This is a genomic window from Campylobacter sp. 2018MI13, assembly GCF_018501135.1.
Taxonomy (GTDB): Bacteria; Campylobacterota; Campylobacteria; order Campylobacterales; family Campylobacteraceae; genus Campylobacter_E.
The window spans coordinates 1-16437 of the sequence record NZ_JAHCZC010000016.1; the positions used below are offsets into that span (position 1 = coordinate 1).

A 16437-nucleotide genomic window follows, 5' to 3' on the forward strand; every position below is an offset into this window, starting at 1 on the left:
ATCAGATGAAATTTTATTAAAGCAAGGTGAACTTATGGTAGTCAATGAAAAGCTATTAGAAAGATTAGAAAAATTATCATCAATTAGGTTAAATGATAATGTAAGAAAAGAACTAATTGCTGATTTTGATGATATTTTAAAATTCGTAGATAATTTAAATGAAATTGATACTAATAATTTAAAAATCAATAATTTAAATTATACTCCACTAAGAGAAGATATACCACAAAAATCAGAAGTTATTGAAGATATTTTAAAAAATGCACCATCTACAAATGGACATTTTTTCTCTGTACCTAAAATCATAGAATAAGGAAAATAAATGGAAGAAAATATTCAAACTCAAGATAGCGTTAATACCATTCAAATGAATGGAATTTTAACATTTATGAAAGAAAATGATGCGAGTGATTTGCACTTTATTCCTGGTAGAAAACCACTTTTAAGAATTCACGGAACTTTGAATGATTTGGAATTTGCTGTTTTAAATTCTGAAATTATTAAAGCTTCTTGTTATAGCATTTTATCAGACGCACAAAAAGCAACCTTAGAAGAAGAAAGAGAACTAGACTTCGCTTATGCAGTTGAAGGAGTAGGGCGTTTTAGGGCAAACTATTACTATGTTGAAGAAGGAAAACTTGCAGCTGCATTTCGTCTAATTCCTGAAAATATCCCTAGTTTAGATGATTTAAAAGCACCACCAATTTTTAAAGAATTAATCAAAAAAGAAAAAGGACTAATTCTTGTAACAGGTCCAACAGGTTCTGGTAAATCAACAACTCTAGCAGCAATGTTAAATGAAATCAACGCAACAGAAAGTAAGCATATTTTAACCATAGAACACCCAGTTGAATTTATGCATAAAAACAAAAAATCAGTATTTTCTTACAGAAACGTTGATATAGATACTAAAAGCTTTCAAACAGCTTTAAAATATGCTTTAAGACAAGACCCTGATATTATCTTAATCGGTGAGATGAGAGATAGAGAAACAATAGCAGCAGCAATTACAGCAGCTGAAACAGGTCACTTAGTATTTGGAACCTTACATACAAACTCAGCTATGCAAACAATCAACCGTATCGTAGATAGCTTTAGTGGTGGAGAGCAAGACCAAATTAGAAATATGTTATCGTTTTCATTACAAGCAGTTATAGCACAAAGCTTAATACCTAAAAAAGGTGGTGGTCGTTTAGCAATTCACGAAATTATGATTAATAATATGGCTATTGCAAACCTTATTCGTGAAAACAAAAACCATCAAATATATTCACAAATGCAGTTAAATCAACAAGGCACAGGTATGAAAACCCAAACACAAAGCTTAGTTGAAGCGGTTCGCTCTGGTTTAATCACTCGTGAGCTTGCTTTAAGATATAGCACTCAATATAATGAGCTAGTGAATTTGATATGAATAGCGGCTTAATACTAGATTGTGTAATAATTGGCGTAACGCTAATTTTAGGTATTGGTGGAATTATTTCAGGACTTATTAAAGAAGGTTTTGGATTAGCTGGTATTTTAGTAGGCGTATATGTAAGCACTAGCAATTCAGAAAAAGTAGGGGCATTAATTAATCAATATGTTTATAAAAGCGATAATGAGCTTTTATTAAACCTATGTGGTTTTGTTATAACTTTAGTTATAGTTTGGGGAATTTTTCTTATCTTAGGAAGAATAATATCAAAACTAGTAGCCTTAAGCGGACTTGGAATAATTGATAAAATTATGGGATTTATATTTTGCGCTGGAAAAATATTTATAATTTTTTCTATAATTGCATCTTGTATAAATGCCTTACCTATAATAAATAGTAAAGTAAACCAATTTTTTGCAAATAGTATGATGTATCCTGTTTTAATTCAAACAGGTGGAGCAATTGCTAATATACAAGCGATTCAAAATACTATAAATACAAAAAAAGAAAATTTATTAAATAATGAATTAAAAGAAGAAAATTCAAAATAAAAGGAGAAAACATGGAAAATATGGAATACGATGTATTATTAGAAGAATTTAAAAAAATTCTAAAAACAAGTGGATTAAAATACACAAAACAAAGAGAAAGTTTATTAAAATTACTTTATAACAATGACGAACACTGCACTCCAGATGAACTTTATGAAGCATTAAAAGAAATGGATCCTAATCAAAACATAGGTATCGCAACAATTTATAGAACTTTAAATCTTTTAGAAGAATCAGGAATGGTAACTTCAATTTCTTTTGGAACTGCAGGTAAAAAATTTGAGCTTGCAAACAAGCCACACCACGACCATATGATTTGTAAATCTTGTAATAAAATTATAGAATTTCAAGATGATATAGTAGAGCAAAGACAATTAAAAATTGCAAAAGAACATGGTTTTAAACTATCAAGCCATTTAATGCAATTATATGGAACTTGCAAAGAATGTCAAAAAAAATAATTTAATATAAAGAAAGGTAAAAATATGTTTGAAAACCCACTAGAACAGCAAAAAATTAGTAAAGCTAACGAACTAAGGTCTTTAGGTATTAATCCTTATTCTCATTTTGTAACAAAACCGATGAGTATAAAAGAATTTAAAGATAAATATGATTTTATAAATGAACTTGAAGAAAAAAAAGCAGAAGAAATCTGTGAATTAATCGGTAGAATTAAATTTATGCGTGATGGTGGGAAAGCCGTTTTTGCGAACATTGAAGACTTTAGTGGCTCAATTCAGATTTATTTTAATAAAAGCACAATTGATGAAACTTGGTTTGATAATATTAAAAAACTCATAGAAGTAGGCGATATTATCAAAGTTCGTGGTTATGCTTTCGTAACAAAAAAAGGCGAATTTAGTATTCATGTAGATAAATTAGATTTAGTTACTAAAAGTATTTGCGTATTACCTGAAAAATTTCACGGCTTAGTGGATATGGAAAGCCGCTATAGACAAAGATATCTTGATATGATTATGAATGCTGAAATTAGACAAGATTTTGTTAATAGAAGTAAGATTGTTTCATTTGTTAGAAGATATTTTGAAAATCTAGGATTTTTAGAAGTTGAAACTCCTATGATGCACGAAATTGCAGGCGGAGCTAACGCAAGACCATTCATTACTCATCATAATACTTTAGGTGTTGATAGATTTTTAAGAATTGCACCTGAACTTCACTTAAAACGCTTAATAGTTGGTGGTTTTGAAGCTGTATTTGAATTAAATCGTTGCTTTAGAAACGAAGGAATGGATCTTACTCACAATCCTGAGTTTAGCACGATTGAGTTTTATTGGGCTTATCATAATTATAAGGATTTAATGAATTTAACTGAAGATTTATTAAGCAAATTAATAGCTCACTTAGGACTTAGCACTACTATTACATACGATGATAAGCAAATAGATTTTAGCACTCCATTTGCAAAAATTCCATATAAAGATGCCTTAGTTCAAATAGGTGGTATTGATGCTGCTATAGTAAATGATAAAGCTGCAATTTTAAAGAAATTAAAAGCTGATGGATTTGAAGCAAATGAAAAATTAGATTTAGGACATTTACAAGCAGAATTATTTGATAATTATGTAGAAGATAAACTTATAAATCCTACATTTATTACGGATTTTCCAGTATCAATTAGTCCATTAAGTAGAAGAAGTGATGAAAATCCTGAAATAGCTGAGAGATTTGAATTGTTTATAGCTGGAAAAGAACTAGCAAATGGATTTAACGAATTAAATGACCCGCTTGATCAATACGAAAGATTTTTGGCTCAAGTAGAAGCTAAAAAAGCTGGAAATGATGAAGCATGCGAAATGGATGAAGATTTCGTAAATGCGTTAGGGTTTGGTATGGCACCAACTGCAGGTGAGGGCATAGGAATTGATAGACTTGTTATGATGCTAACTAACAAAAAATCAATCAAAGATGTAATATTATTCCCTGCTATGCGTCCTAAAAAGGATTGATAATTTCAATTTGTGAATGATTACTAGCGAGAATTTATATATAAAAAAGGGGTTAAGATGATATTTGATACAGAAATTAATGAAATTATAAAAGAAGAATTTAAAAGACAAAATGAGAATTTAGAAATGATTGCTAGTGAGAATTTCACTTTTCCTGAAGTTATGATGGCTACAGGTAGTATTCTTACAAATAAATACGCAGAAGGCTATCCATCAAAAAGATATTATGGTGGTTGTGAAATCGTTGATAAAGCAGAAGTTTTAGCAATTGAGCGTTGTAAAAAATTATTTAATTGTAATTACGCAAATGTTCAACCCCATTCAGGCTCACAAGCAAATCAAGGTGCATACGCAGCATTATTAAATCCAGGAGATATTATTTTAGGAATGGATTTAAGTGCAGGTGGGCATTTAACTCACGGCTCAAAGGTAAATGCAAGTGGCAAAGTATATACTAGCTATAGCTATGGAGTAGATGAAAATGGTTATTTAAATTATGATGAAATTGAAAAAATTGCCCTAGAAGTAAAACCAAAATTAATAGTTTGTGGTGCTAGTGCTTATGCTAGAATAATTGATTTTGAAAGATTTCGTAAAATTGCTGATAAAGTAGGAGCATTTTTATTAGCTGATATTGCACATATTGCCGGTCTTGTAGTAGCTAATCTTCACCCAAGTCCATTTCCACACGCTCACATAGTAACTTCAACAACTCATAAAACTCTAAGAGGGCCAAGAGGTGGGATAATAATGACTAATGATGAAGAACTTGCAAAAAAAATAAATTCAGCAATCTTTCCTAACCTTCAAGGTGGTCCATTAATGCATATTATTGCAGCAAAAGCAGTTGGATTTAAATATAATCTTGATGAAAGTTGGAAAACATATGCTAATCAAGTTATAAAAAATTGCAAGGTATTAGCCGATGAATTGCTAAAAGAAGGATTTAAATTAGTAAGCGGTGGAACTGACAATCACTTATTGTTAATGGATTTTAGTAATTGTGAATTTAGTGGAAAAGATGCTCAAATAGCATTAGAAAAAGCAGGTATTACAGCTAATAAAAATAGCGTTCCTAACGAAAAGCGTTCTCCTTTTATTACAAGTGGATTAAGACTTGGCACTGCTGCACTTAGTGCTCGTGGTATGAAAGAAGAAGAAATGAAAGTAATAGCACAGACAATAAGCCTAGTGCTAAAGAATTTAAATAACGATGAAATTATAAAAAAAGCAAAAGAAACTACGCTAAAATTAAGCGAAAATTTCCCATTATATAAGGACTTAAAATGTTAACAAGCAATGAATTAGCCTTAATTAAAATGATTAATTCACATTATTTTATAAAAAGAGATACTATAGTAAGCAAAATTGAGCATAAAGGTAGAACTTTTTTTAATAAGTATGAAAGAGTTAATGAGTTTTTATCTCCAAGCTTAATAAGAGAACATTCAGAAGGTAAAATAACAATAGCTCACAATTTAATAAACGCACAAGATAAAGTAGAAAATATAGTATTTGACTACAATGGTTTTAATACTGAAAAATTTTGGCATAGAGCTCAATTATTATTAAGAGAAGAAGGTTTTATTAATTTCACAGCTTATAAAAGCAAAACGCCAGGTCATCTTCATTTATATATTCACAAAGGTCATACTGCATTTGCCGAAGGTTGTGGATTAGCTAATAAACTAAGTGCAATGTTGGCTCAAAAAATGCCCGTTGAATGGAGAGTATTTCCAACACTTGATATGCCTAAGGAATACAATATTTTAGCATTACCTTATGAAATTTATCAAAAAGAGCGTGGGGCATCTTGGTCAAAACATATGTAAAGGATTGAAAATGCAAGAACACAATAAATTTGAAGATTTAGTTTTAGAAAGTAACAACAAAAAGAATAAACAAAAACAAATGTTATTTAAGATAATTATAGGCATAATAGTTTTTCTAATTGCCTTAATTATATATAAATTAATAAGCAATGGAGATAGTCAAAAAAGCCCATTACCACCGATAGAACCTAATGCTACATTTGAACAAAAAGCTCAAGATAATGAAGTTTTTGAGAATTTAAAAAGTGAAAATGATGGTTTTAGTGATGATTTTACATCTTTAGAAGAAAGATTAAAAAAAGAAAATAATATAGTAGAACCAGAACCTAAAAAATCTCAAGAAGTTCAAAATGTTGTAAAAGAATTAGCAAAAGCAAATCAACAACCTACACCAGCACTTGAAACTCCTAAAGAAGAAGTAAAACCTGCTGTAGTTGAAGAGAAAAAGCCTGTGGTTGTAGAAGAGAAAAAGCAAACTACTCAAACAACAAAACAAGAAAACTCAGTATTTGATACATTAAATGTTAAAAAGCCAGTTGCTCAACAAGAAAAACCAGCAAATAAAGCACCTACTACAAGTGATAATGGAAGCTATATTCAAGTATATGCAGGTAAAAATATTGACCTAAAATCACACGAAATTAAAAAACTAGATACGCTAGGATTACAATATAAAGTAGTTACTGATAATAAAGGTATGAGTAGAGTAATTGTAGGACCTTATTCAAATTCTGATAAAGCAAATGCCTTAAAATTTGTAAGAGATAATGTGAAAAAAGACGCATTTTATTATCATGCAAAATAATATTTACGGAGTGATAGGAAATCCTATCGCTCACTCAAAATCTCCTATAATTCATAATCTATGGTATGAAAGATTAAATATAAATGCTAATTATGAGAAAATTTTAGTAGAAAATCCAAATGATTTAAAAAACACAATTTTAAAATATAAAGGTGTTAATGTAACTTTACCTTATAAAGAAGAAGTTGCAATACTAGCAAATTATAAAGATGAAGGCGTTATAAACACAAAAGCAGCAAATACTATAATAAATGATAATGGAATTTTAAAAGCTTATAATACTGATATATTTGGGTTTTATGAACCTATAAAAAATTATAAAATAAACAATGCCTTAATAATAGGAGCTGGTGGGGCTGCTAGGGCTGTTTATTATTCTTTAGCAAAAAATAATATAAAAACCAAAGTAATTAATAGAAGTAAAAAAGATGATTTTTTATGCGAAGTTCATACGGCATTAGATGAATTTGAATTTGATTTAATTATAAACTCAACAAGCGCAAGTTTAAAAAATCTACTACCTTTAGAAGAAAATCTTTTAGAAAAACTAGCAAAAAATACAAAAATTGCTTATGATTTAGCATATAATCACGATATATTTTTAGATTTTTGTAAGTTAAAAAATCCAAATATTATTACTCAAGATGGGCTTGATATGCTTATTTTTCAAGCAGCCCTTGCTTTTGAATATTTTTGCGGAATTTATCCTAACGAAGATTTAATAAATGAAGCAAGAGAACTTATTAAATAAGAGTATAAAAGGACTAAAGTCATATATTTTTGGCTATGAAAACGAACAAAAAGCTAAAAAATACTTAGAAAAAAATAATTTTAAAATAATTAAAACAAATTATAAAACCAAATTTGGAGAAATTGACATAATCGCTTTAAAGGATAAAACCTTGCATTTTATTGAAGTAAAATCAAGCAAAAATTATGAAAGCGAATATTATTTAACACCAAAAAAATTAGAAAGAATTATAAAATCTATTTATATTTTTAATCAACATTATGAAGATTATAATAATTTAAATTATTGCATAGATTTAATAGCAATAAACGATAATAACATTAATTATATAGAAAATATAACATAGAAAAATGATAATTTGAGATTTAAATTCTCAAATTAATCCTAAAAATTTCTTGATAGAATATTTTAAATCTTCATCATCTAAATTATTCATAGCCCACAACAAATATCCATTATCAACAGCTCTAACCTCATCAAAACTTTTGCCCTTATATTTTCCAAAGCTAAATTTAGTGCTAATTAATGGAGCTTTTGTAATTTCGTGCAATTCTTCATAGTTTTTATGCTTTAATAATTCATCTAATAATAATTTCATAACCAAAACATCACCTATTGCATCATGAGCTTTTATAATTATTCCTAATTTTTGTGCTTCTTCTTGTTCAATTTTATAAAGCCCTAAAAAATATCTTAAATATTGCAATCTGTGATGATTAAAGTCAGGAAAAATAGCCTTAGCGCACTTATAAGTATCAATTAATTTAAAATTATTTTGAAAGCCTTCTTTTTCTAACATTCCTAAATCAAACTTAATATTATGAGCTATTAAGTAATTTTCGTTTGAATTAAGCTCATTTAGCATTTTTGAAAATTTCGTTTCACTAAATTTTGGCTTATTAATAAGCATTTCAGGGGTTATGTTATGAACTTCCATAGCTTCAAAAGAAATCTTTACTTCACTACTGCATAATTCATCAAATACTAAAACTTTTCTCTCTTGTATATTGTCAAAAATATTTTCAGCATATTCTATTTCATTAATTTCATATTTTTCACTATCAATTACCAAAGCACCTACTTGAATAATCCTATCTAATTCTGTATTTCCTGTAGTTTCTGTATCAAATAAAACATATTTCATAATTATCCTTAAAAGTTTTTTTAATTCTAACAAGTAAGTTTAAAAAGTAGGTTGAATAAAAGGGATTATTAAAATCCCTTGTAGCGTTTTAAATTCTCATCAATTTTGATTTTTTCTCCGTTTTCATCAACATTTACATAAGTTAAAAGTGCACTTGTAACAGGCACACAAACTCCATATAATTTAGGAGTGCAGCGTTCAGCGATAACTTCTACTTGAACTTGTATTGATGTGCTTCCAACTTTTACAATATCAGCATAAAAGCTCACAATATCTCCAACATAAACAGGTTTTTTAAAGGTCATTTGTTCAACTGCAATAGTAACTACTCTACCATTTGCTATTTCTTTAGCTGCAACTGCACCAGCTAAATCTATTTGACTCATTATCCAACCACCAAAAATATTGCCTGCAGGATTTGTATCTTTTGGCATAGCAACTAATCTAAGCCTTGCTTCTTTTAATTCTTTCATATATTCTCCTTATAAAAAAATGTAAATATTAAACATAAAAGATTAAAATTATCGTTTTTAAATTGAAAATTTTCATCAAAATTACAATTTTTTACAAAAATTTTAAAAAAATTGAAAAAATTTTTATAATTTAAGAAAACTTTAAGAATTTTCACATATAATAACGGCTTTTACATCACAAGAAAAAACTTCTTGAAAGGCCCATTCGTCTAGCGGTTAGGACATCGCCCTTTCACGGCGGTAACACGAGTTCGAGTCTCGTATGGGTCACCAATCCTCCTTTATGTTTATTTAATTTAATGAAAAAAATCCTTTTTTACCTTACCCCTGTGAGATAATAACTCAAAATAAAAAAGGATTTTTTTATGATTAAAGACGCGATATCTGGACTTCAGATTTTATTCGTAGCCTTTGGTGCAATGGTATTAGTTCCTTTACTTACCGGACTAAATCCTGCAATGGCTCTTTTAGGTGCTGGGTGCGGAACGATTATTTTTCAAATTATTACGAAATTTAAAGTTCCTATCTATCTTGGCTCATCATTTGCATTCATAACCCCTATAATTTATTCTATGAAAGAATGGGGAATTAATTCAACTATGTTTGCTTTGTTTTGCACAGGATTTGTTTATTTTATCTTTGCTGCAATTATCAAAACAAAAGGCGAGAGTTTTATTAGCAAACTTTTTCCCGCAGTTGTAATTGGCCCTGTAATCATCGTAATAGGTCTTAGCGTTGCTGTAAGTGCAGCTGGAATGGCTATGGGTATGAGTGGCTCAACTCAAGTAATTGATAAAGATATAGCTTTAATGCTTTCTACTTTTTCATTCTTAGTTACTATTGTAATTGCTATTTTTGGCTCAAAAATGTTTAAATTAGTTCCTATTTTAATAGGTGCTATTTGTGGATATATTTTAGCCTTTATTTTAGGCTATGTTGATACTAGTGCAATTAAAGCTGCATCTTGGTTTGCAATACCACATTTTGAAACACCTAGCATTAATTTTAGTGCAGCAATTTTTATGATACCTGTTGCAATTGCTCCTGTAATTGAGCATATTGGTGCAGTTATGGCAATAGGTGCAGTAACTAAAAAAGATTACACAAAAGACCCAGGTCTTCATAGAACTTTAAGCGGAGATGGTGTTGGAGTTTGTGTTGCAGGTTTAATAGGTGGTCCTCCAGTTACAACTTATTCAGAAGTTACAGGTGCAATAATGATTACAAAAAACGCACAAGTAAAAATTATGACTTGGGCTGCAATATTTGCAATATTACTTGCATTTGTGGGTAAATTTAATGCTATTTTACAATCAATTCCATTACCTGTAATGGGTGGAGTTATGATACTTTTATTTGGGACAATTGCTAGTCTTGGAATTAAAACCTTAGTTGATGCTAAAATAGATTTAACTAATAATAAAAACCTAGTAATTATTAGCTCTACTTTGATTGTAGGTGTTGGTGGTCTTAGTGCTAGTTTTGGAAGCGTTTCGTTTTCAGGAGTTGGACTTAGTGCCTTACTTGCAATTATTCTAAATCTAATCTTACCTAATAAACAAGATTAATTATTAATTCAAATTCTTTTTAGAATTTGAATTATTATTTTTTAATTTTTTCTTAAATTCTAAAATTTGTTACGAAACTTAACACTTTTTAAAAAAATTATCCATTTTCAATTATTTCAAATTGTAACTTTGTTAAAATCTAATATTTTTTTATGGAGGTTAAAAATGGATTTATTTTTATCACTTACAGGCTTTATTGGGCTTGGATTTATTGTATGGCTACTCTTAAAAGATAAAACCACTCCTGCGATAGCATTTATTTTAGTTAGCTTTGTAGTTGCTGCGATGCTTATGATAATGGATTATTGTGGGTTAGAAGTCGGAAAAGCTTTAGGAGTTAAAGGAGATGTTTTAAACTTTAAAGCAATGAAAGGTTTTATAAAAGATGGTGTAAACACCGTTAGCGATACAGCGGCTTTATTTGTATTTTCTATTCTTTTTTTTAGTGTGCTTAGTGCTAGTGGATTTTTTAATAAAATTATTAATTTCTTACTTAGCAAAGTTACACCAAATGTATTTGTAATCACAATTCTTACTTCACTTATGGCAATGTTTGTTCATCTTGATGGTAGTGGAGCAGCTACATTTTTAATAGTTATTCCAGCTATGCTTCCAATTTATGAAAGACTTGGAATGAGAAAATCATCACTTTTATTAATTTGTGCTAGTGCAATGGGTGTTATGAATGTTCTTCCTTGGGGAGGTCCAACTCTAAGAGCTGCAACGGTTATTAAAGCTGACGCAAATGATTTATGGCATCAATTAATCCCTATGCAAGTTTTAGGTCTTGTTTTAGCATTAGCTTTAGCTATTTTTATCGGTTATCAAGAAAAAAGGCGTGGTGCTGGTGGTAATCTTGAAGGAATTAAACTTGAAATTGAAAAAAGCGAATTTCAAAACGATAAATTTTTCTTAGTAAATGTATTTTTACTAATAGCTGTTATTGCTGCTTTAGTAATTAATGTATTACCTTCTTATGTTTGCTTTATGATAGGTTTTGCAATTGCGTTGCCACTAAATTATCCTAATTTAAAAATAGCTAAAAAAGTTTTAGATAAAGCAAGTGGTGGAGCAATAATGATGTATATTACTTTAATTGGTGCAGGAATTTTAATTGGTGTATTTGATAAAAGTGGAATTATGAATAAAATGGGAGCTTCAATTCTAACTCTAGTGCCTAATGAATATGGTAATTTAATTCCTTTAGTAGTAGGCTTACTTGCTGTTCCTATGGCATTAATCTTTTGCACGGATTCTTATTTTTATGGCGTTATGCCTGTGGTTTTAAGCGTTACAAATGCTTTTGGAATTGACCCAATGAACCTTGCTATTATTATGGTTTTAGCTAGAAATTGTGCTACATTTATAAGCCCTGTTGTTCCTGCTACATTGCTTGGATGTGGTCTTGCTGATGTATCTATAAAAGACCATATTAAACGCTCATTCTTTTATATTTGGGCAATTAGTATTATTTGTTTAATTTTTGGATATATTGCAGGAATAATCCCACACTTATTTTAATATCTCTCCTAAGAGAGATATTAGATATTTGCTAGTATATTTTGAGCTTTCTTAATTACTGGCAAATCTATCATATTACCTTTATAATTAAATACAATATCATCAGTATTTTTTGCCAATTCTACTATTTCTTTAGCCCATAGAATTTGTTCTTTAGTAGGACTAAATACTTGATTGATTATTGGAATTTGATTTGGATGAATGCTTAAAGACCCGCCAAAACCCATAGAAGATACAAATTCTAATTCAGATTTTAAACCAATTTCATCTTTAATATCAGGATATACTCCATTAATTGGTGGTAATAATTTATATTTTGCACTTTTTATCACTATTTGATTTCTTATGTGATTTAATAAATTTTCTCTTCCACTGCCTTCTTTTAATCCTAATTCTAAAGAAATATCTAAAGCACCAAAACTTAATAATTTAATTAATTTTGAACTTGCAATATCATCTAAATTATCAACGCCCAAAGCACTTTCAATAATTGGAATTATTATTAAATCTTTAAAATCTTTAAATAATTCAAATTCTTTTGAGCTCTCACTCTTAGGCAATACAATTGCATATAATTTTTTCATTTTATTTAATTCATCTAATAATTTCATATCATCATTAAAATATTCACTCTTAGTATCATTAATTCTTATAAAAAAATTAGCATCTGTATTATTTGCAAATTCTAAAATGTTAGCCCTGCCTTTATCTTTTTGATTAGGGCTAATTGAATCTTCTAAATCAATAATAATATAATCAGCTCCGCTATTTAAAGCCTTATTAAATCTATCATTTTTAATTGATGGAACAAACAAAAAACTCTTAGTTTTCATCTCTTACCTTTATTATATTTTTTGATTGTAGTTGAGAAATCTCATCTTTAAATCCAAATTCTTTTAAGATTTTATGAGTATGTTCTCCTAACGCTGGGATTTTATCCATTCTAGGCTCATAATTGTTATTTGTAGCCGGTGGCAATAATGCTGGGATTTTACCTACTTCAGTATCAACTTCTCTCCATCTATTTCTACTTTTTAATTGAGAGTGATTCCACACATCTTTTAATTCATTTACATTACCATTTGCAATTTTTGCTTTTTCTAATCTATCCACAACATCTTTTGCTGTTAGATTTTTAAATTTATTTTCTATTATTTCTTTAATCTTTTGTGCATTTTTTGTTCTTAATGTGTTATTTTTAAATTCTTCATCATTAATTAAGCTTTCATCTTCTAATACAATCTTACAAAAATTACTCCATTCTCTTTCATTTTGAAGACCAAACATAACAACATTACCATCACCAGCCTTATAAGGACCATAAGGAGTAATACTAGCGTGAAAAGCACCTTTTTTAATAGGCGGATTAGCACCCTTATAAGTATAATATATTGGATACCCCATCCATTCAGCCATACATTCTAACATTGATATTTCTATTCTTGAGCCTTTATTTGTTTTCTCAAGATATAAAAGAGCTTGTAAAATCCCACTATAAGCATACATTCCAGCAGATATATCAGCTATACTAATTGGCACTTTTACACACTCATCACCATTTCCTGTTATAGATACTAAGCCACTTTCTGATTGAATTAATAAATCATAAGCTTTTTTGTGTTCGTATTCTCCACCTTCTCCATAGCCAGAAATATCACAAACAATCATTTTTGGATTATATTTAATTAAATTTTCATAATCTAATCCTAGTCTTTTTGCAGCCCCAAATGCTAGATTTTGAACGAAAATATCCACCTTAGGTAAAATTGATTTTATTATTTTCATACCTTCTTCAGTTTTTAAATCAATAGCTAAACTCTCCTTACTTCTATTAGTCCATACAAAATGACTTGCAAGTCCATCTACTCTAGTATCATATCCTCTTGCCAAATCCCCTACATCAGGGCGTTCTATCTTAATAACTCTAGCACCTAAATCAGCTAATTGTCTAGTGCAAAATGGTGCTGCTATTGCTTGTTCTATACTTAATACTAATTTTCCTTCTAATGGCAACATTTTTTCTCCTTTATTTATAATTTATAATGCCTTGATGAGCTATAAAGCCATCTTTATTTATCCAAACATTTGCTTCGTTTTCACTAATTATTTTTGACTCAACGCAAAAACTACTAGGAGTGCAAACTGCGTGTAATCCTCTATAACTATATTTTGTGATTTTTTTATCTTTATGATTTTTTGCAAAACAACTAATCATCTTAGTAGCTAATAAAGGTCCGTGAATTACTAAGCCGCTATATCCTTCAACCATAGTAGCGTAAGGATAATCATAATGAATTTTATGCCCATTAAAAGTAAGTGCTGAATATCTAAATAATAAAGTAGAATCAGGGCAAAAACTTTCAGAAAAATCAGCTTCGCTTACAGGTTTATTGCTAGTTAATTTTGGTGGAGTTGGCTCTTTATAAACTATATCTTGTTCTTCAATAATTTTTAAATCTTCATCTTGATAATATTTATGCTCTAAAGTAACAAAAATTAATTTTCCTGTATTTCCAACTTTTTCTTGAATATCTTTTATAGTAGTAATTTTAGTAGCGATTTTACCTATAATCAACGCTGAATTAAAAGTAAATCTACCACCAGCCCACATACGATTAACATTTCCAAAACTAGGTAAAAAACTATCATCGCTTCCGCCTAATTTAGGGTGTCCGTCTTTGCCTAATTTATCTTTACTTAAAGCCTTATTAAAAAAGCACCATTGCCATAAATAAGGTAATTCATCACCTAATTTTAAATCTTTATAATCAAGTGTTGCGACTATTTTTTCAACTTGAGTAAGACTTATTTCTTCTTTTATAATTTCTTGTTTGCCTATATAATTTTTAAATTCCATAATTTTCCCTTTCATAAATTAATTAATAACACCTAAAAACAATAACAAAAACCCAAATAACACAAGCAAAATAGGTAATATTAATAACCTAATAAATAAATATTTTCTTTCTTGCTCATCTTGTGTCCCTGCTAAAACCAATGCTCCACCTGATGAAAAACTTGAATATCCCGTAAATGTTGCAAATGTTGCAATAATAGAAAATGCCAAAGATGGCTCTAATACGCTAAGACTTGGAACAATAGGAAAAAATGTCGGCATTACAACGCCCATACTAGAAGCAAACGCACTCATTGAAGAAGATAAAACGCCTAATAAATAATATATCCAGCTACTATCATTGCCACCTTGAGCACTTAAAAAATTGCTTATTATTTGCATAGCACCAGTAGATTTTCCAAGTGCTATTAGCATAGTTAATGCACCAATCATAAAAATTAAATTCCAAGGTATATTTTTAAAAGCTTGTGTTTCATCTCCTATCTTAAATACAATAGCTAAAATAATTCCTAAGAATGAAACAAAAGTAGGATTAAAAAATATAGTCATTTTACTCATCAATAAATTTTCAGGTTGAAAAGATAAATAAATTGATGGAACCATAACCAAAGAAAATACAAATGTAACTATTAAAATCGTTTTAATTTGTATAGAATTTAGTTTTTCAGGTTTATCAATATTTGATGAATATACAACCTTATACCCCTTTAATAACACATATCCTAAAATAAAAATTAAAGTATGTGCTATAAACATATTTTTTCCAAGATTTAATTGCATAATTGCTGATTGTTCAGGTGTAAAACCTAAATTCTCAATTAGATTATAAGTAACCCTACCACCTAAAGTAAAAGGATTAAATCCCCCAGCACAAGAACCTGAATAAATTATAATAGCAGCTAAAATTTTATTCATTTTAATCTTATTAGCTATGTATAAAACTAATGGGCTCATAAAGGCAAATCCAGCATAATGCCCTGGTCCAATACCAACAAAAATTACAACAACAATATATAAAACTATAGGAATACTCCAAGGATAGTTTCTTACCCCATAAACTGCTTTTGAAGCTAGATTATTTAAAGTTCCATTATTTATGACAAAGCCATAAAAATAAGTAATAGAAACTAAGATAAAAAATAAATCAAGCCCCCATAATTTTACAATTTCACTAGGTTTTAAGCCATAAATATAAGCAGCAATAAAGCATAAAACAATTGCAAAAATACCAATATTTGCTTTAAATAAATAGCCTAAAACTATTGACAATAATAAAAAAAATAAAATGATTAAGTTAATTTGTTCAATCATAAATCCTCCTTGCTTAAATACTATAAGAAAAGAAAATCATTAAGATTAATATAAGAATAAAATATAATAAAAATAAAAATCATTGTTACAATTTTACACAATTAATAATAATTTTTATTCTTTAATATATTTTCTTAAAAAATTATAATTATTTTATTAATTTGATATTTTGATTTTTTATTTAATTGAAAGAATATATTTAAAAGAATTTAAAACTAACTCGTTTTAAATTCTTAA

At 28.7% G+C, this 16437-nt stretch carries 18 protein-coding genes and 1 tRNA gene; 13 read left to right on the top strand and 6 right to left on the bottom strand.

From position 1 onward, the window contains the following. From gatC to KJQ99_RS02850, 10 genes are all read left to right on the top strand, one after another. Window positions 1–313, top strand: a 313-nt coding sequence (gene gatC / locus KJQ99_RS02805; RefSeq protein ID WP_250325660.1) for an Asp-tRNA(Asn)/Glu-tRNA(Gln) amidotransferase subunit GatC, incomplete at its 5' end; no start/stop codon positions are given. A gap of 54 nt (window positions 314–367) precedes the next feature. Further along, window positions 368–1414 carry a type IV pilus twitching motility protein PilT gene (locus tag KJQ99_RS02810; protein ID WP_275592004.1) on the top strand — a complete coding sequence of 349 codons (1047 nt, stop codon included), beginning with the start codon at window positions 368–370 and terminating at the stop codon, window positions 1412–1414. Further along, window positions 1411–1968, top strand: coding sequence for a CvpA family protein (locus KJQ99_RS02815; protein WP_214116211.1), 558 nt, complete (start codon window positions 1411–1413; stop codon window positions 1966–1968). The genes KJQ99_RS02810 and KJQ99_RS02815 overlap by 4 nt, the downstream gene beginning before the upstream one ends. A gap of 11 nt (window positions 1969–1979) precedes the next feature. Continuing rightward, on the top strand, window positions 1980–2429 hold the full coding sequence (locus KJQ99_RS02820; RefSeq protein WP_214116209.1) for a Fur family transcriptional regulator: 450 nt from the start codon (window positions 1980–1982) through the stop codon (window positions 2427–2429). A gap of 24 nt (window positions 2430–2453) precedes the next feature. Continuing rightward, window positions 2454–3938 (top strand): lysine--tRNA ligase, encoded by a 1485-nt coding sequence (gene lysS / locus KJQ99_RS02825; RefSeq protein WP_214149933.1) that lies wholly within the window; start codon window positions 2454–2456, stop codon window positions 3936–3938. Between the two features lie 57 nt (window positions 3939–3995). Continuing rightward, the gene (gene glyA / locus KJQ99_RS02830; protein ID WP_214149934.1) at window positions 3996–5231 is read left to right on the top strand and encodes a serine hydroxymethyltransferase; all 1236 of its coding nucleotides are present in this window, start codon (window positions 3996–3998) and stop codon (window positions 5229–5231) included. Further along, window positions 5225–5770 (top strand): DUF1882 domain-containing protein, encoded by a 546-nt coding sequence (locus KJQ99_RS02835; protein WP_214116202.1) that lies wholly within the window; start codon window positions 5225–5227, stop codon window positions 5768–5770. The genes glyA and KJQ99_RS02835 overlap by 7 nt, the downstream gene beginning before the upstream one ends. Before the next feature lie 10 nt (window positions 5771–5780). Continuing rightward, window positions 5781–6575, top strand: a complete 795-nt coding sequence (locus KJQ99_RS02840) for an SPOR domain-containing protein (RefSeq protein WP_214149936.1) — start codon at window positions 5781–5783, stop codon at window positions 6573–6575. Next, window positions 6565–7326, top strand: coding sequence for a shikimate dehydrogenase (locus KJQ99_RS02845; protein ID WP_214149948.1), 762 nt, complete (start codon window positions 6565–6567; stop codon window positions 7324–7326). The genes KJQ99_RS02840 and KJQ99_RS02845 overlap by 11 nt, the downstream gene beginning before the upstream one ends. After that, on the top strand, window positions 7301–7672 hold the full coding sequence (locus KJQ99_RS02850) for a YraN family protein (RefSeq protein ID WP_214119971.1): 372 nt from the start codon (window positions 7301–7303) through the stop codon (window positions 7670–7672). The genes KJQ99_RS02845 and KJQ99_RS02850 overlap by 26 nt, the downstream gene beginning before the upstream one ends. Before the next feature lie 27 nt (window positions 7673–7699). On the opposite strand, the gene KJQ99_RS02855 is transcribed toward KJQ99_RS02850, so the two are convergent. Both KJQ99_RS02855 and KJQ99_RS02860 read right to left on the bottom strand, forming a co-directional pair. Next, window positions 7700–8473 (bottom strand): exonuclease domain-containing protein, encoded by a 774-nt coding sequence (locus tag KJQ99_RS02855; RefSeq protein ID WP_214149949.1) that lies wholly within the window; start codon window positions 8471–8473, stop codon window positions 7700–7702. A 65-nt stretch (window positions 8474–8538) separates the two neighbouring features. Next, the gene (locus tag KJQ99_RS02860) at window positions 8539–8943 is read right to left on the bottom strand and encodes an acyl-CoA thioesterase (RefSeq protein ID WP_214116195.1); all 405 of its coding nucleotides are present in this window, start codon (window positions 8941–8943) and stop codon (window positions 8539–8541) included. 198 nt (window positions 8944–9141) lie between these two features. Here KJQ99_RS02860 and KJQ99_RS02865 point away from each other — a divergent pair. The 3 genes from KJQ99_RS02865 to KJQ99_RS02875 all read left to right on the top strand — a co-directional run bounded on the left by KJQ99_RS02865 (window position 9142) and on the right by KJQ99_RS02875 (window position 12032). After that, a tRNA-Glu gene (locus KJQ99_RS02865) sits at window positions 9142–9216 on the top strand. Window positions 9217–9308: 92 nt separating this feature from the next. Beyond that, window positions 9309–10511, top strand: a complete 1203-nt coding sequence (locus KJQ99_RS02870; protein WP_214149937.1) for a uracil-xanthine permease family protein — start codon at window positions 9309–9311, stop codon at window positions 10509–10511. Between the two features lie 165 nt (window positions 10512–10676). Continuing rightward, window positions 10677–12032, top strand: coding sequence for a CitMHS family transporter (locus KJQ99_RS02875; RefSeq protein WP_214149941.1), 1356 nt, complete (start codon window positions 10677–10679; stop codon window positions 12030–12032). Between the two features lie 20 nt (window positions 12033–12052). Here the strand turns inward: KJQ99_RS02875 and KJQ99_RS02880 are convergent, their stop codons facing one another. The 4 genes from KJQ99_RS02880 to KJQ99_RS02895 are packed head-to-tail and all read right to left on the bottom strand — an operon-like array spanning window position 12053 to window position 16197. Continuing rightward, window positions 12053–12865 carry an HpcH/HpaI aldolase/citrate lyase family protein gene (locus KJQ99_RS02880; protein WP_214116190.1) on the bottom strand — a complete coding sequence of 271 codons (813 nt, stop codon included), beginning with the start codon at window positions 12863–12865 and terminating at the stop codon, window positions 12053–12055. Next, window positions 12855–14048 carry a CaiB/BaiF CoA transferase family protein gene (locus tag KJQ99_RS02885; protein ID WP_214119967.1) on the bottom strand — a complete coding sequence of 398 codons (1194 nt, stop codon included), beginning with the start codon at window positions 14046–14048 and terminating at the stop codon, window positions 12855–12857. Before KJQ99_RS02885 ends, KJQ99_RS02880 begins: the two co-directional genes overlap by 11 nt. A gap of 10 nt (window positions 14049–14058) precedes the next feature. Continuing rightward, window positions 14059–14889 carry an HTD2 family dehydratase gene (locus tag KJQ99_RS02890; RefSeq protein WP_214149942.1) on the bottom strand — a complete coding sequence of 277 codons (831 nt, stop codon included), beginning with the start codon at window positions 14887–14889 and terminating at the stop codon, window positions 14059–14061. 18 nt (window positions 14890–14907) lie between these two features. After that, window positions 14908–16197, bottom strand: a complete 1290-nt coding sequence (locus tag KJQ99_RS02895; protein ID WP_214116450.1) for an SLC13 family permease — start codon at window positions 16195–16197, stop codon at window positions 14908–14910. Between the last annotated feature and the right edge of the window lie 240 nt (window positions 16198–16437).

Coding starts and splice junctions, on each gene's coding strand:
- KJQ99_RS02820 (WP_214116209.1), top strand. CDS start 1,980: ATGGAAAATATGGAATACGATGTATTATTAGAAGAATTTAAAAAAATT.
- KJQ99_RS02875 (WP_214149941.1), top strand. CDS start 10,677: ATGGATTTATTTTTATCACTTACAGGCTTTATTGGGCTTGGATTTATT.
- KJQ99_RS02840 (WP_214149936.1), top strand. CDS start 5,781: ATGCAAGAACACAATAAATTTGAAGATTTAGTTTTAGAAAGTAACAAC.
- KJQ99_RS02835 (WP_214116202.1), top strand. CDS start 5,225: ATGTTAACAAGCAATGAATTAGCCTTAATTAAAATGATTAATTCACAT.
- KJQ99_RS02880 (WP_214116190.1), bottom strand. CDS start 12,865: ATGAAAACTAAGAGTTTTTTGTTTGTTCCATCAATTAAAAATGATAGA.
- glyA (WP_214149934.1), top strand. CDS start 3,996: ATGATATTTGATACAGAAATTAATGAAATTATAAAAGAAGAATTTAAA.
- KJQ99_RS02815 (WP_214116211.1), top strand. CDS start 1,411: ATGAATAGCGGCTTAATACTAGATTGTGTAATAATTGGCGTAACGCTA.
- KJQ99_RS02890 (WP_214149942.1), bottom strand. CDS start 14,889: ATGGAATTTAAAAATTATATAGGCAAACAAGAAATTATAAAAGAAGAA.
- KJQ99_RS02810 (WP_275592004.1), top strand. CDS start 368: ATGAATGGAATTTTAACATTTATGAAAGAAAATGATGCGAGTGATTTG.
- KJQ99_RS02850 (WP_214119971.1), top strand. CDS start 7,301: ATGAAGCAAGAGAACTTATTAAATAAGAGTATAAAAGGACTAAAGTCA.
- KJQ99_RS02870 (WP_214149937.1), top strand. CDS start 9,309: ATGATTAAAGACGCGATATCTGGACTTCAGATTTTATTCGTAGCCTTT.
- lysS (WP_214149933.1), top strand. CDS start 2,454: ATGTTTGAAAACCCACTAGAACAGCAAAAAATTAGTAAAGCTAACGAA.
- KJQ99_RS02845 (WP_214149948.1), top strand. CDS start 6,565: ATGCAAAATAATATTTACGGAGTGATAGGAAATCCTATCGCTCACTCA.
- KJQ99_RS02860 (WP_214116195.1), bottom strand. CDS start 8,943: ATGAAAGAATTAAAAGAAGCAAGGCTTAGATTAGTTGCTATGCCAAAA.
- KJQ99_RS02885 (WP_214119967.1), bottom strand. CDS start 14,048: ATGTTGCCATTAGAAGGAAAATTAGTATTAAGTATAGAACAAGCAATA.